Annotated in this window: 12 protein-coding genes; 6 read left to right on the top strand and 6 right to left on the bottom strand. The window is 54.4% G+C overall.

Annotation, left to right across the window (positions count from 1 at the left end; genetic code table 11):
• Positions 1 to 6: 6 nt before the first annotated feature.
• Positions 7 to 1641 (bottom strand): phosphate ABC transporter permease PstA, encoded by a 1635-nt coding sequence (gene pstA, locus AAIE03_RS02815; RefSeq protein ID WP_498562772.1) that lies wholly within the window; start codon positions 1639 to 1641, stop codon positions 7 to 9.
• The gene (locus AAIE03_RS02810; protein WP_019106069.1) at positions 1638 to 3734 is read right to left on the bottom strand and encodes an ABC transporter permease subunit; all 2097 of its coding nucleotides are present in this window, start codon (positions 3732 to 3734) and stop codon (positions 1638 to 1640) included. Before AAIE03_RS02810 ends, pstA begins: the two co-directional genes overlap by 4 nt.
• Before the next feature lie 154 nt (positions 3735 to 3888).
• On the opposite strand from AAIE03_RS02810, the gene ppk1 reads away from it, so the two are divergent.
• The 5 genes from ppk1 (at position 3889) to mgtE (ending at position 9961) form a co-directional block, all read left to right on the top strand.
• Positions 3889 to 5949, top strand: coding sequence for a polyphosphate kinase 1 (gene ppk1 / locus AAIE03_RS02805; protein ID WP_014605285.1), 2061 nt, complete (start codon positions 3889 to 3891; stop codon positions 5947 to 5949).
• Between the two features lie 5 nt (positions 5950 to 5954).
• Complete coding sequence (gene ppx / locus AAIE03_RS02800; RefSeq protein ID WP_014594297.1) at positions 5955 to 7478, top strand: exopolyphosphatase; 1524 nt, start codon at positions 5955 to 5957, stop codon at positions 7476 to 7478.
• A gap of 2 nt (positions 7479 to 7480) precedes the next feature.
• Entirely contained in the window at positions 7481 to 8119 is a 639-nt protein-coding gene (gene tehB, locus AAIE03_RS02795; protein WP_013026710.1) for a tellurite resistance methyltransferase TehB, read from the top strand.
• Between the two features lie 98 nt (positions 8120 to 8217).
• Positions 8218 to 8403 carry a YfgG family protein gene (locus AAIE03_RS02790; protein ID WP_013026711.1) on the top strand — a complete coding sequence of 62 codons (186 nt, stop codon included), beginning with the start codon at positions 8218 to 8220 and terminating at the stop codon, positions 8401 to 8403.
• Positions 8404 to 8527: 124 nt separating this feature from the next.
• Complete coding sequence (gene mgtE / locus AAIE03_RS02785; RefSeq protein WP_013026712.1) at positions 8528 to 9961, top strand: magnesium transporter; 1434 nt, start codon at positions 8528 to 8530, stop codon at positions 9959 to 9961.
• Here mgtE and AAIE03_RS02780 read toward each other — a convergent pair whose 3' ends face one another.
• Positions 9962 to 10465: a helix-turn-helix transcriptional regulator gene (locus AAIE03_RS02780; RefSeq protein ID WP_015699753.1), complete on the bottom strand. Its 504-nt coding sequence runs from the start codon at positions 10463 to 10465 to the stop codon at positions 9962 to 9964.
• On the bottom strand, positions 10462 to 10731 hold the full coding sequence (locus tag AAIE03_RS02775) for a hypothetical protein (protein WP_015699752.1): 270 nt from the start codon (positions 10729 to 10731) through the stop codon (positions 10462 to 10464). The genes AAIE03_RS02780 and AAIE03_RS02775 overlap by 4 nt, the downstream gene beginning before the upstream one ends.
• A 189-nt stretch (positions 10732 to 10920) precedes the next feature.
• Between AAIE03_RS02775 and AAIE03_RS02770 the strand changes: the two genes are divergently transcribed.
• On the top strand, positions 10921 to 11100 hold the full coding sequence (locus AAIE03_RS02770; protein ID WP_013026715.1) for a GDFGVC terminal motif YodC-like protein: 180 nt from the start codon (positions 10921 to 10923) through the stop codon (positions 11098 to 11100).
• Positions 11101 to 11217: 117 nt separating this feature from the next.
• On the opposite strand, the gene AAIE03_RS02765 is transcribed toward AAIE03_RS02770, so the two are convergent.
• The gene (locus tag AAIE03_RS02765; RefSeq protein WP_015699750.1) at positions 11218 to 11991 is read right to left on the bottom strand and encodes a DUF3750 domain-containing protein; all 774 of its coding nucleotides are present in this window, start codon (positions 11989 to 11991) and stop codon (positions 11218 to 11220) included.
• A 452-nt stretch (positions 11992 to 12443) separates the two neighbouring features.
• Positions 12444 to 14414 carry a tetratricopeptide repeat protein gene (locus AAIE03_RS02760; protein ID WP_128391917.1) on the bottom strand — a complete coding sequence of 657 codons (1971 nt, stop codon included), beginning with the start codon at positions 14412 to 14414 and terminating at the stop codon, positions 12444 to 12446.
• Positions 14415 to 14591: the final 177 nt, after the last annotated feature.

The following is a 14591-nucleotide window of genomic DNA, read 5'->3' as shown; positions in this document are numbered from 1 at the left end:
CGTCAGTTATTGAGTCATCAGGCGATAGCGTTCACGCAGACGGTGACGCAGGCCCATGGCTAGCAGGTTCAGCAACAGAATAATGAGCACCAGCAGCAGCGCCGTGGCAAACACCAGCGGCCGGTCGGCTTCGGTATTGGGGCTTTGAAAAGCTAAATCATAAATCTGAAAGCCCAGATGCATAAATTTTCTGTCGAGGTGCAGATAGGGAAACACCGCATCAACCGGCAATTCCGGTACCATTTTTACCACGCCGACCAGCATCAATGGCGCGGTTTCGCCCGCGGCGCGCGCTACCGCCAGAATCAGCCCGGTTAACATCGCCGGAACCGCCATCGGCAGCACCACGTTCCATAAGGTTTCGGCCTGCGTCGCCCCGAGCGCCAGCGATCCCTGTCTCAGGCTGTTCGGTATGCGGGATAAGCCCTCTTCCGTTGCCACGATCACCACCGGCAGGGTCAGCAGGGCCAGCGTGAGCGATGCCCAGAGCAAGCCCGGCGTGCCGAAGGTGGGATTCGGCAGCGCGCTGCTGTAGAACAGCCGATCGACCGAACCGCCCACCAGCCAGACAAAGAAGCCCAGTCCGAACACACCATAGACAATGGATGGCACGCCCGCCAGGTTTACCACCGCGATGCGCACCAGTCGGGTCAAGGCATTGCGTCCGGCATATTCATGCAGCCAGACGGCTGCAATCACCCCCAACGGCATGACAACCACGGACATCAGCAGCACCATCAGAACCGTGCCGAAGATGGCGGGGAAAACGCCAAAATCGCTTTCGCCCTCGGCAGGCGAATCACTGACGAAGCGCCACAGTTGGTGGAAAAAGTGCCCTGTTTTTTCTGTCAACGTCATGGCATTGGGTTGCCAGGCCGCCACGATCTGCGACAGCGGGATACTGTGCTCGATACCGTTAACGTCACGCAGAATTAAGGCGTCACGCTGACTTTCCTCTTGCAGATTGTTCAGCCTGTCATTGAGCTGAATAAGCCGACGCTCAAGTGCAGCCTGATTGGCGTCATATTCTGACTGCGCCTGCAAATCAAACTGCTTTGCCTCACGCTGCTGTTCAGCCTGATCGTCTAGCTGATCCAGTTGCTGATTCAGCCGGGCCATATCAACACGACGGATTTCGTTGGACTGTCGTACCAGGATCTGCACCTGTTCAAGGCGCTGCTGTAAAAGTGCATTGATGTTTTTGGCCGTCAGCGCTTCATTGTCTTCGCGCAGGCCCACAAGCCAGCCGTAAGCATTGCCGTGACTGCGGCGCTGTAACACCATGATGGCCTCAGGCTGGCTGACTGCCGGTGTATTCTTGCTGAGCGCAATACGAAAATCCGGTGCGGCCCAGTCACGGTTGCCGGTTTTAATCAAATAGCGATGCAGCGTCGCGTGCGGGTCATCTGCATTGCCAGCCGGGGCCGGATACTGTGACTGCCGCTCAAGGGTTTCACCCAGCAGCCGGGTGTGACTGCCGTCAGGCTGCGTTAAGGTATAGAGCTCAATCTTATGAGGCCAAAAGGTACGCAGCCCCTGCCATCCCAGCAATCCTATCAATAAGGTAAACGCCAACAGGCACACCGTCACGGCCCCGGCCGTTAACCATCGCCAGCGGTCGTTTTGTCGCATCACCGTCATGCCTGCTCCTTGTACTGACTAAAGCGATGGCGCAGGCGCTGCCGGATGAGTTCTGCCAGGGTATTAATCATTAACGTAAATATCAGCAATAAAAACGCACTCAGGAACAAAATTCGGTAATGGGCGCTGCCCACGGCCGCTTCAGGCATCTCGATCGCGATGTTGGCGGAAAGCGTACGCAGGCCGCTGAACAAGCCGCCTTCACTTTGCGGCGTATTACCCGTCGCCATTAATAAAATCATGGTTTCGCCGACCGCCCTGCCAAAGCCAATCATTAAGGCGGCAAAAATCCCCGCCGACGCGCCCGGCAGCACAACTCGCGTCAGGGTTTGCCAGGGCGTGGCACCCAGCGCCAGCGATCCTTGTCCCAGCGAGGCAGGCACGCTAAACAGGGCATCCTCAGCCAGGGTAAAAATTAACGGTACCAGCGCAAACCCCATCGCCAGCGCCGCCACCAACAGGTTACGTTGCGCGTAATGCGGTAGCCAGTCGCCGGCATCGGGTACGATCAGGGTCGGCAACCCTAACGTCAGCAGAGTGACACTCAGCAGCACAGGCAGAAGCAACAACACCTCTCGTCCTGGCTGGCGCCAGCGCTCAGGCAGGCGACGGCTCACTACGCCACAGCCGAGCAGGCTGCCGGCAAGCGTCACGGGCAGCAGCAGCACGCCCACTAACGCCTGGCCTACGTGCGGCGCTAACCATAATCCGGCGATCAGTCCGATCACCACGCTGGGCAGCGCCCCCATCATCTCAATGGCGGGCTTAACCCAACGACGCAGGCCCGGTGCCATAAACCACGCGGTATACATCGCGGCGGCCAGCGCCAGCGGCGTGGCAAACAGCAGAGCCATACTGGCCGCTTTCAGCGTGCCCACGACCATTGGGATCAGGCTGAATTTCGCCTGGTAGCTGTCTCCGGCATTGGTGGATTGCCAGACCCAGTCAGCCTTGGGATAGTTTTCATACCAGATTTTTTGCCAGAAATTACGCCAGGTCACATCCGGCCAGGGATTCGTCAGCTTCAGCGTTTCCCAGCCTGACTGCCGCTCCAGCAGCAGGCTGTCACCTCGGGGGGAGAATTGGGCCTGAAGAATACCAGCGGCCAGTTGCCGTTGCAGGATAGGCCCGTTCTGTTTACTGGCAAACACCTTCAGCATGCCGGTCTGATCAACCGTGGCAAACACCCGTCGCTGTGGCTCACCGATCATCGTGGCCTGTCCGGCGCTGTGCTCAAAGGTCCGGATGCGGTGTAAGCGCAGGCCGTGTTGACCCGCTATGGAGAACCACTGAGAAATGCCGCTGTCATCCTGGATCAGCAGGCTTTGCCCGCCAGCCAGTAACAGCAACTGCCGGGGCGGCTGAGCCAGCGTCTGCGTTTCACGCAGCCAGGCTCGCCCGTCATCAATTTGCCAGACCTGCAGCAGGTTACCTTCGGTGGTATACAGCAGGTCGCCTTTGGGTGACAGTAACAGATGCTGAGGTTGCTGGGCCGGTAGCGTAATCAGCGACGCCTGCTGGTCGGTGCCCAGCGTCAGTAGGTTTACTCCGGACTCACCGGAGGCGGCGATGCGCCACTGGTCAGGGCTAATCGTGGCCAGCGCCATCTTTTTTATTCCGCCCTGTGGCAGGCGAAACACCTTATCGCCCAATGGGAAATGCCATTCGCCTTCGCCCTGGCTTATCACCGGTTGCAGCAGGGTTAAACTGCCCTGGGCATTAAGCAGCAACGTCTTGTCGTCTGCGCTGGTTACGATCTGCTCCGGCACGGGCGAAAGCCCTAATGCCGGAGCTGCCGGTTGTCCGTTCAGCGGAATAAAGCGCGCCTTTCCGTCGCGGCTGATGCGCCAGCCTACGTCGCCCAGATTGCCGATCGCCAGAGCCGGTGCCGAATCCCACAGACGTTGGCTGCTGACGCTTTGCACGCCCGGCGCGCTGAATAACGGCAGGACCACCCAAAGCAACCAAAAGAACAACAGCATCATCAGTAGCAGAATGGCCGCTCCGCAACACGTGACGAGGCGCCGCGTGAAACGGTCAATAGCACGACGTCGGCGATCGCTAAACTGCACAGGAATATGGTTTACGCTCATGCGGCCCTGGTTATGCGGCGGAAATGAGTCGCTATGTTGCCCGTAGCTGGTTGATAAGACAACTTTTGCTGTTGGACAACCCTGCCATACTCTCGCCATAATGCTGTTGGATACTGTATCGTCGTCAGTCCTGCAACCGTCATACGGAGTGAGAATGGGTCAGGTAAAGCTTTATATCGAAAAAGAAATGAGCTGGTTGTGCTTCAACGAACGTGTTTTGCAGGAAGCGGCAGATAAAGGTAATCCGCTGATTGAACGTATGCGTTTTTTAGGTATTTACTCGAACAACCTCGACGAATTTTACAAGGTACGTTTTGCCGATCTGAAACGCCGTATCCTGATTGGCGAAGAGCAAGGCTCCGCCAGCACGCCACGCCATTTGTTAAAAAAGATCCAACAGCGCGTCCTGAAGTCAGATCAGGAATTTGACGCCCTGTATAACGACCTGCTGCTGGAGATGGCGCGTAATCAAATATTCCTGATAAACGAACGTCAGCTGTCACCTAACCAGCAAAGCTGGCTGCGCCACTACTTTAAGCATGAGCTGCGTCAGCACATCACGCCGATTTTGATTACTCATGAAACCGATTTAACCGAGTTTCTGAAAGACGATTACACCTACCTGGCGGTTGAAATTATTCGCGGTCAGGATATTCAGTACGCCCTGCTGGAAATTCCATCGGATAAAGTGCCACGCTTCATCAATCTGCCAGCCGAACCTCCCCGTCGCCGTAAACCTATGATCCTGCTTGATAACATCCTGCGGTATTGTCTGGATGATATTTTTAAAGGTTTCTATGACTACGACACGCTCAACGCCTATTCGATGAAAATGACGCGTGATGCGGAGTACGACCTGGTGACAGAAATGGAATCCAGCCTGCTGGAACTGATGTCATCCAGCCTGAAACAGCGTCTGACCGCTGAGCCGGTGCGTTTTGTTTATCAGCGCGACATGCCGGATTCGATGGTGGCGCTACTGTGCGACAAGCTGTCGATTTCAAATTACGACTCCGTGTTGGCGGGGGGGCGCTACCACAACTTTAAAGATTTTATCGGCTTCCCTAACGTCGGGAAGAACAACCTGATTAACCGGCCGATGCCGCAAATCCGCCATATTGGCTTTGACGGTTTCCGCAACGGTTTCGATGCCATTCGTAATCGCGACGTGCTGCTTTACTATCCGTACCACACCTTCGAGCATGTTCTTGAACTGTTGCGTCAGGCGTCATTCGACCCGAGCGTGCTGGCGATCAAAATCAATATTTACCGCGTCGCCAAGCATTCGCGCATTATGGATGCGATGATTCATGCCGCCTATAACGGGAAAAAGGTGACCGTTGTAGTCGAGCTGCAGGCCCGTTTCGACGAAGAAGCCAATATTTACTGGGCAAAACGCCTGACGGAAGCCGGTGTACACGTTATTTTCTCCGCGCCCGGGCTGAAGATTCACGCCAAGCTGTTTTTGATTTCCCGCCGGGAAGGCGAGGAGATCGTGCGCTACGCCCACATCGGTACGGGTAACTTCAATGAAAAAACGGCACGCCTTTACACGGACTATTCCCTGTTAACCGCCGATGCGCGTATCACCAATGAAGTGCGCCGGGTCTTCAACTTTATTGAAAATCCCTATCGCCCGGTGACCTTTGACCATTTAATGGTTTCTCCGCAAAACTCGCGTCGCATGTTGTATGATTTGATCGATAACGAAATCGCCAACGCGCAGCAAAAACGCCCTAGTGGGATTACGCTGAAAATTAACAACCTGGTGGACAAAGGGCTGGTAGACAGGCTTTATACCGCATCCAGCGTTGGCGTAAATGTTAATTTACTGGTGCGCGGAATGTGCTCATTGATTCCAGACTTGCCCGGGATCAGTGAAAACATTCGTGTGATCAGTATTGTTGACCGCTTCCTGGAACACGACCGCGTATACATTTTTGAAAACGGTGGTGATAAGAAAGTGTTTCTCTCGTCCGCGGACTGGATGACGCGTAACATTGATTATCGCATCGAAGTGGCCGTGGCGATCCTTGATCCACAGATAAAGCAGCGCATCCTGGACATTATTGCTATTCAGCTTAGCGACACCGTTAAAGCACGTGTTGTGGATAAAGAGCTGACTAACCAGTACGTTCAGCGCGGTAATCGTCGTAAAGTACGGTCGCAGATGGCCATTTACGATTACATTAAGAAGCTGGAACAACCTGAATAACGCCTATGCCTATCTCCCAAAAAAGTACGCCGAAACCTCAAGAGTTTGCGGCAATTGACCTTGGCTCCAACAGTTTCCACATGGTAATTGCCCGCGTGGTGGATGGCGCTTTGCAGGTTCTGGGGCGTCTGAAGCAACGGGTACATCTGGCCGATGGGCTGGATGCCAAAAATTACCTGAGCGAAGAGGCGATGGAACGCGGACTGAACTGCCTGGCGCTGTTTGCTGAACGTCTGCAGGGCTTTAACGCCAGCAACGTGACGATCGTGGGCACACATACGTTACGGCAGGCGGTGAATGCCGAAACCTTTTTGCAGCGCGCGGCTGACGTTATTCCTTACCCGATTGAGGTGATTTCCGGTCACGAAGAAGCGCGCCTGATTTTTATGGGCGTTGAACATACGCAGCCGGAAAAAGGCCGCAAGCTGGTCATCGACATCGGTGGCGGTTCAACGGAATTAGTGATCGGTGAAGATTTTGAGCCGCAGCTGGTAGAAAGCCGCCGCATGGGCTGCGTGAGTTTTGCCCAGCTTTATTTTCCCGGCGGTGAAATCAGCGTTGAGAACTTTCGTCGCGCCCGCCTGGCCGCCACGCAGAAGCTGGAAACGCTGGCCTGGCAGTACCGTCTGCACGGCTGGCAATATGCGCTGGGCGCGTCTGGCACCATCAAAGCCGCCTGTGAGGTGCTGCTGGCGATGGGTGAGAAAGAGAAGCTGATTACCCCTGAGCGCCTGACGAAACTGTATGACGAAGTCATTAAGCACAAGTCCTTTGCTGCGCTGAGCCTGCCGGGCCTGTCTGAGGAGCGTAAAAGCGTGTTCGTTCCGGGCCTGGCCATTCTCTGCGGCGTCTTTGACGCGCTGGCTATCCGTGAACTGACGCTGAGTGATGGCGCACTTCGTGAAGGTGTGCTGTACGAAATGGAAGGCCGTTTCCGCCATCGGGATATTCGCAGCCGTACGGCTCAGAGCCTGGCGAATCACTACGCCATCGACAGCGATCAGGCTCGACGCGTACTGGAGACGACGGAACAGCTCTATCTGCAGTGGCGCGATCAAAATCCCAAACTGGCGAATCCGCAGTTGGCTGCGCTACTGAAATGGGCTGCCATGTTGCATGAGGTGGGGCTGACCATTAATCACAGTGGTTTACAGCGCCATTCAGCCTATATCCTGCAGAACACCAACCTGCCAGGCTTTAATCAGGATCAGCAAATGCTGCTGGCGGCGCTGGTCAGATTTCACCGTAAAGCGGTGAAGGTAGATGAGCTGCCGCGCGTGACGCTGTTTAAGAAGAAGCAGTTTTTGCCCCTTATCTTTCTGCTTCGTCTGGGGACTTTGCTGAATAACCAGCGCCAGGCCACGACTCGCCCGGACGCGTTAAAACTCACCTGCGATGACGGCCACTGGACGCTCACTTTTCCGGCAGGCTATTTCAGTCAGAATAACCTGGTGCAACTCGACCTGGAGCGTGAGCAAACCTACTGGGATGAAGTAACCGGCTGGAAACTGATTCTCGCAGAAGCCTGATCGTGCGGGCACTGACTGCCCGCATCACCGAACCGATGACGATGACATTACGAACTGAACATTATTTTGCCGATACCTACGGCTTAACGCCCACCCATTCTGAAGTGGTTGACGCCTTGCCTAAGCTTACGCCCGGCAAAGCGCTTGACCTGGGATGCGGGAGCGGGCGCAACACGCTGTTTCTGAATCAACATGGATTCGAAGTGACTGCCTGGGACCATAATCCGGCAAGCCTGGCACGCCTGAATCAGATTATTACCGCCGAAGGGCTGACCGGCATTCATACGGCGCAGCAGGATTTAAACCAGGTGCGTTTCAACGGTGCGTACCAGCTGGCGATCTCTACGGTGGTGATGATGTTTTTACAGCCGGAAACTATCCCCCAGCTGATTGCCGATATGCAGGCCTGCACCGTGAAAAATGGCTTCAACCTGATTGTTGCCGCTATGAATACCGAGGATGCACCCTGTCCGTCTGACTTCCCTTTTGCCTTTAAATCCGGCGAGTTAAGTCATTACTATCGCAACTGGCACATCGTGAAGTACAACGAAAACTGGGGTCAGTTACACCGCAAAGATGAAAATGGCAACCGGATAAACTGCCGGTTTGCGACGCTCCTGGCGCAGAAAGCCAGTTATTAACATTGTTGTATTTTTTTTAAACAGCGGTTGATTTCAGCGGGCGACTGTGACTAAATATTGCTGTCGCCCGTCTTGGGTTTTTACAGGAATTACACTGCGTGAACAGCGCCCTTTCTCCACGAAGACGTAAAAAAAGCGTCAGCATGACGCGGATAGTTTTACTCATCAGTTTTATCATTCTGTTTAGTCGCCTCGTCTTTATCCTGCCCGCGGCTTTCGAGCATCATCAGCAAAAACAAACCGACTCGCCTCCGGCGATCACCACGCTTTCTGACAGCCGTTAATCATAAGATGTCATAACCTGATTAATCGACGCGCAATCCCCTGCATCAGCGCCATTTTTTACATCCCTTTTTCGGTCAAAACGCTACACTTCGTGCAAGTGCTTTCAGACTATAGGGATGCAATGTGTCTGCCTCACACACTCAACGTTTAAGTGAAATTCGTCATCGTATTCTGACGCTGCTGCTCAATGAGCACGATCTGGTGGATGAATTGCTGGATAAAGCCAGCCATCTCACCGCTGAGCAGCAACGTGAAAATGCGATAAATCGTGAAATTCTGCAGCAAGACATCAGCCAGCTTCATGCCGCTGACCTTGCCGATATTCTTGAAGCCTTGCCTGAAGAAGCGCGTCTGGCACTCTGGAGCCTGGTACCGGGTGAGAAACGCGGTCATGTGCTGGTTGAAGCCTCTGAAACCGTCTGGGACAGCCTGACCGAAGAGATGAGCGATCGCGCCATCCTGCAGGCTATGGAACCCCTGGACATTGACGATCAGGCCTGGCTGGTACGTTACCTGCCACGCGACCTCACCGGACGCCTGCTGACCTCGCTTGAGCCTAACCTGCGCGCCCGCATCCTGAGCGTGATGCAGTTCGACCGGGATCGCGTGGGCCGGATTATGGACTTCAATATCCTCACGGTGCGCGAGGATGTGACCTTAGCCACAGTGCAGCGCTTTTTGCGGAAAGGCAAAAGCATGCCGGACGGTACAGACAAAATCTTTATCACCAATGAAAACAACCAACTGCTGGGCGAACTGCTGTTAACCGCTATTCTGCTGAACAAACCCAAGACCATGGTGAGCGACGTGATGAATTCGCATCCCACCACGTTTCAGCTTGATGATAAAGCCGAAGATGCAGCCAGTGCATTTGAACGTTACAACCTGATCTCAGCGGCGGTCACTGACGCGCAGGGTAAACTCATCGGCCGCATCACCATTGAAGATGTTGTTGATCTGGTTAACAAAGAGAACGAAAGCAATATCCGAAAAATGGGTGGGATCAGTCAGGAAGAAGATGTTTTCGCGCCAGTGCGCAAATCCGTGCGCAACCGCTGGGCATGGCTGGCAATCAATTTGTGTACGGCATTTATTGCCTCACGCGTCATTGGTCTGTTTGAAGGCACTATCTCGCAGATTGTCGCCCTTGCTACGCTCATGCCGATTATTGCCGGGATAGGTGGGAACACCGGTAATCAGACCATCACCATGATTGTTCGCGCCCTGGCCCTGCATCAGGTTGAGCCGGGGAACTTTTCGTTCCTGTTTATGCGTGAACTCGGCGTCGCTTTGATTAACGGCCTGTTCTGGGGCGCCATTATGGGCGGAGTGACCTGGCTCATGTACGATAACATGGCGCTGGGCGGCGTCATGATGCTGGCGATGGTGCTGAATCTCCTGCTGGCTGCGGTTATGGGCGTCATGGTGCCGCTGGTCATGACGAAAATGAAACGCGATCCCGCCGTGGGCTCAAGCGTCTTGATTACCGCCATCACCGATACTGGTGGTTTCTTTATTTTTCTGGGCCTGGCGACAATCTTTCTGATACCACACTGATCACGAATGTTGATAACCGTAGCGCTGCAGGGATCCCATCACGTTAAGCCGACGCGTCACCTGTGCCAGCTCGCAGGTGACCGCAGGCAGCTGGTAGTGATTACGCTGTGCCAGCCACTCCAGCACATCGGCTAAATGCCAGATGGCCGTTTTGCCATCGTGAACCGGTAGCGGAAACTGTTTGCTGTGCGTGACCATCAGTTTCCGCATGTTCTGACGGGATACGCCGATAAGATCGGCGACATCGGTTAAGCCGACAAAGTCAGGTGCGGCTTCAACCATGACTGCGCCCGGAATGGCAGACTGCACATCCTCTATCGCACTGCCGAGTGCGTGACTCGCCGAGTCGGCGTGGCGCGTAAACTCCAGTGCCAGCTTACCTGCCATACCGGCACCGACCAGCGCGTCGTCGCATCCTGCCTCCGCCAGTTTTTCCAGTAATGCGTCGATGGATTTGGCTGATTCAGGCAGTTCAAACCGCAGGGTGAAATGATAGTCCGTCATAATCCTTCCCTCTTTTTCCACTCACGGGTGGCGATACAGTTGTCTACCACGCGCCGCAGCGCTTTGGCATGGTTTTGCGCGCTTTTCGGGGTGCGCCAGATACAGGTCAGACAGTATTCACCACAGCGGCACGCCGACAGATTTGCCGGGCAGTACATTTTGCCCCATGCGTGATGGCCCTTAGCAACCACCAGCCACCCATGGAACTCTGCGTAACATAATGCGGCTTCAATCTCTTTGCTGGGATGTCGCTTTCTGTCCACCATGGTGCATATCATTCCTTGTTTTTAATGAGTTGTCAACTGACAACTCACTTATGCTTAATGCGGTAGATGAGCAGCATGGGGGTTGTCGGGCAGCAGGTAAAACAGGTTGCGGCTAAAATGGAAAAGGTTACGCAAAAAAGTGTCAGTCTGGCGTGATGGACTAAAATCAATACTCACAACGGAGGAAATATGTTTAAAACTGATGACCTGGTACAATCGAAAACGGGCGGCCCCAAAATGGTGGTGCTACGTGCCGAAGGAGAAACGCTGTGGTGCGCTCGCGTGGACGATGCCACTCAAAAAGAAATCGAAGTTAACGCGGACAGCGTAAATCTCTACCATGAAGATGGCGATTTTGGCGTCTGTTAAAACGGATGATGTGACTCAGGCAGACCGTAACGGTTAAGACAACCCGAAGTGGGGTTACGCGGCAACCCAACACTCGGGTAACCTGTTTCGCCTGCCGCGTCATCCACCAAACGGCTGTCAGATTTTATTTTCCTGCAGATTATTTTTTCCTAAACCGCCAATAAAAGGCAGTCTTAGCCGAAACGGCGCAAAGCCTATCCCCGCGCTCAGTCCCAAAAGATTCACTTCAACCCCTTCTTCCGCCCCCAGCGTAATGCCCGCGACGCCAAGTATTGATACCTGAACCCCACGACCTGACGGCGGCAAGCCCACGGGGCGCCATAATGGCCGGTAGTCTTTTCCCAGGGCGTTGGCAGGCAGATCAAGCTTGAGATCCGGCACATTGCGACCAATGTGCGCCATAAAGGTATTACTGTTCGGCCCGGGCCAGGCGCGATAGGTGGTGGGCCAGGGGTAGGATTTTATGGCGGCTTCAATCTGCGGGATCAGCTTTTGCGCATCCGGGCCACGATGCTCGACCAACAGCCGCGGTTTTGCCCCGTACCAGTAGCCGTCAGGCAACGATGAATTACGTCTTACCTTATCGCCGCTCCCCCAGCTAATGACTTCGTAACGTGTATAGCGGCTTTCACCTGCACGTTTAAAGATAATCCACGGGTGCACCGCGATAGCGCCTTTCCAGCCGTATGTCGGTGCGGCATAGACCTGAACGATGGCCTGACTGGCGTTGGCCTGTGGATCGGGCGCGACACCAGCCGAATCCCTTCGGGCGGTTGCCCAGCCACCCTGGCCGGTAGCGTTGTTGCCATGAGTGGCTTGTGCCAGGCTGGCCGCAAGCGACAGCAAAATCACGGTGAGAAAACAGAGACTGAAGATTTTCAGAGGCAGCATCGCGGTTCCTGCAGGTAAAAGATAAGGGATGATTTTGCAATGAAATAGAAGGTTTGTATTCACTAACTATGCTGCGATGTCATCGCAATATTTGCTCACGCTGGTGAGTGGCTGCAGACGCAACGCCCGCCATCACGCAACGTCAAGGGGCCGTGATGGCTGTCACCACCAGTATGCTAAGAGGCGGGCTATACGCAGAATCAGCCAGCCTGAAACCCGCCTCGACTCAGGCTCAGGAAGCAAGCAGGGATACTCGCCGCGCGCATTCAGCGCGCGACCGGTCTGGGCTGCCCTCTGCTTTGCGGTCAGTACAGAAGGCGTCAGAGCCAATCCCGAAGGCACGCGAAGCCTGCACTTCACCCATGCTCGAAGCAGATAACAGATCCCAGATGCATTTCATGCCTGGCTATTTCAACAACAGCATAGGTTATCTTGAACCCGCCGTCTGAAAACTAGCCTGTTATCGCCTTTTCCGCTACACGTTGCAACCACGCTTCATAGCGCTGCTGCGCCTCCGGCGCGACAGGTTGGCTGCGTGAGTTTATCTCACCTTCGATGCCAAATATTTTCCACATCAGCGGCGCGAGTCCTGCAATCACGCTGCTTTGACTGCTCTCCATTCTCAGCAATTCCAGGCTGGATGTTTGGTAGCCCGGCAGTGCCTCCGAGTGATAATCGAAAGCTTTGCCCAACCCGGAAAGATAAATGATTTTAGCGGCAGTCAGAGATGGCCAGTGACGGAGAATATTCAGCGGCCAGTCCAACATGGCGCGCTCATTCCAGACCTCCGAATACGGAACCTGTTGGTTAGCCAGCAACGTCAGCATTAACGATTGCCCCAGCCCGGTCAGATAGACAGGCAACGCGTCAGCCGGAGGACGTTGATAAAAGGCATCCAGTGGTTGTTCACGCTTCAGGCCGGCCTGCATCAGTAATTTTTGCTCCAACGCCTGCATCACGTTGCCTAACCCGGCATCCGTTACCTCTTCAGTTTCAGTCGACTGTTTACTGCGCGTGTTACAGTTCCACAGCGACAACGCAATCTGCCAACGACGCTGTTCGCCCTCGCCAGTGCAGCCAATTTCCCCCGTCACCACATACTTCATGTCAGGCGGCAGGATCTCATAAATATCCTCACCCACCATCGGTTGGCCAGTGAGAACAGGACCGTGGCCCTCCGCCATCAGAAAATAGGTGCACGCCGCATAATCACTCCAGTAATGTACGGCTTCAGCGAGATAGAGCGGAATCGCGCGCGACAGTCGGCCAAGCTCATCTTCGCGCTGTATGCCCTGGGCTGCGGTGCCATCCGGTATTTTTGATAACGCAAAGAAACCGATCTTCGCTGTCTCTTCAGATTTTTGGTTAAACAGCCAGTCGGCTTTGCATAAGCCGTAATGCCAAATGGGCTGCGTAACGGATAACGTTGTGATTTTCACATCATCAGGCGCCACCTGCTGAACGGGTTCCGTTTGGCGGCGTTTCTCTTCAAACGCTTGTCTGTAATAATCAAGATGCTGCTTGATCGGGGCAAAATTGAGTGCATACAGCTGGTTAAGAAGCGTGAGCCCCTGATCCGTCTGCCCCAACTCAAGATAAGCCTGCAATAAATTGATACCGGCCATAGGATCGTGCTTTTGAACATCGTAATGGGGCGCAACCAGCGAAATCAGAAGCGGAATCTCGCCATTTTTCCCCAGGTCGCCAGAGATCATATACAGCGCCTCAGCATCGTACCGTCCACCCGACAGCACCTCTTCATAAAGTCCACGAGCCTTGTCGGTTTCGTTATGCTCCAGATAAAAACGGGCCATCCAGAGCTGTGCTCGCCAGCTTCCCGGCATCGCGGCAACGCTGCGCAATCCCTCAATGTAAGCATCCTCGCCTCCGTGCTCGCGCTGAATGCTCACCCACCAGAGTAAGCCGTTATCCAGGTTCGGATCGGTTTGAATAGCCTGCAAGAGCGTGTCATCTGCCCGTTTGTCCTCACCGCGCTCGGCAAAGACTTTCGCCAGATTGGTGAGTAAGGTTCCTGTCGCGCCTGATTTATCCATTCCCTCTCGCAGGGTTTGTTCTGCCGCATCCAGGTGGCCGGTTTCCATCAGTACAATGCCGTGGAGGGTATGACTTCGTTCAGGATTACGGTCAATATCCACCAGGCGCTCCGCTGCCGCAACCAGATCGGAAGCAAAGGCGTCTTTCAACCCCATCAGAATCGCGGTGTACAACGCGTCCGCATCATCCCACTTCTTTTCCAGATCCGGCAGAAAGACCTTCTCACGCCATTCATTGCGTGCAATGTGCATTTCCTGTCCATGAGCATCGTAAGCAACAATCATCTCCCGTTCTTGAGCGGGCTCGTCTGGTGCGGTATCGGCGGGTTGGTTTTTATTGCGCAGAGAAGAGAGAAGACGCTTAAACATGGTTAATTCAGTCCTTGAGTTTGAGTCATCAAAAAGCCTGATTGCCCGTCGCTATCATGCCGTGAAATGGACACACACAGGCTGTTTTACAAGCTGACAGCGTTGCGGTTCAGAGATGAGTGTAGCGCTCAAAAAAACAACTGGCACGAAATTGATTAACCCACGGGTAAATCGTAA

It is taken from the genome of Pantoea sp. Ae19-2, assembly GCF_059801205.1.
This window is presented reverse-complemented; position numbering and strand designations above follow the sequence as displayed.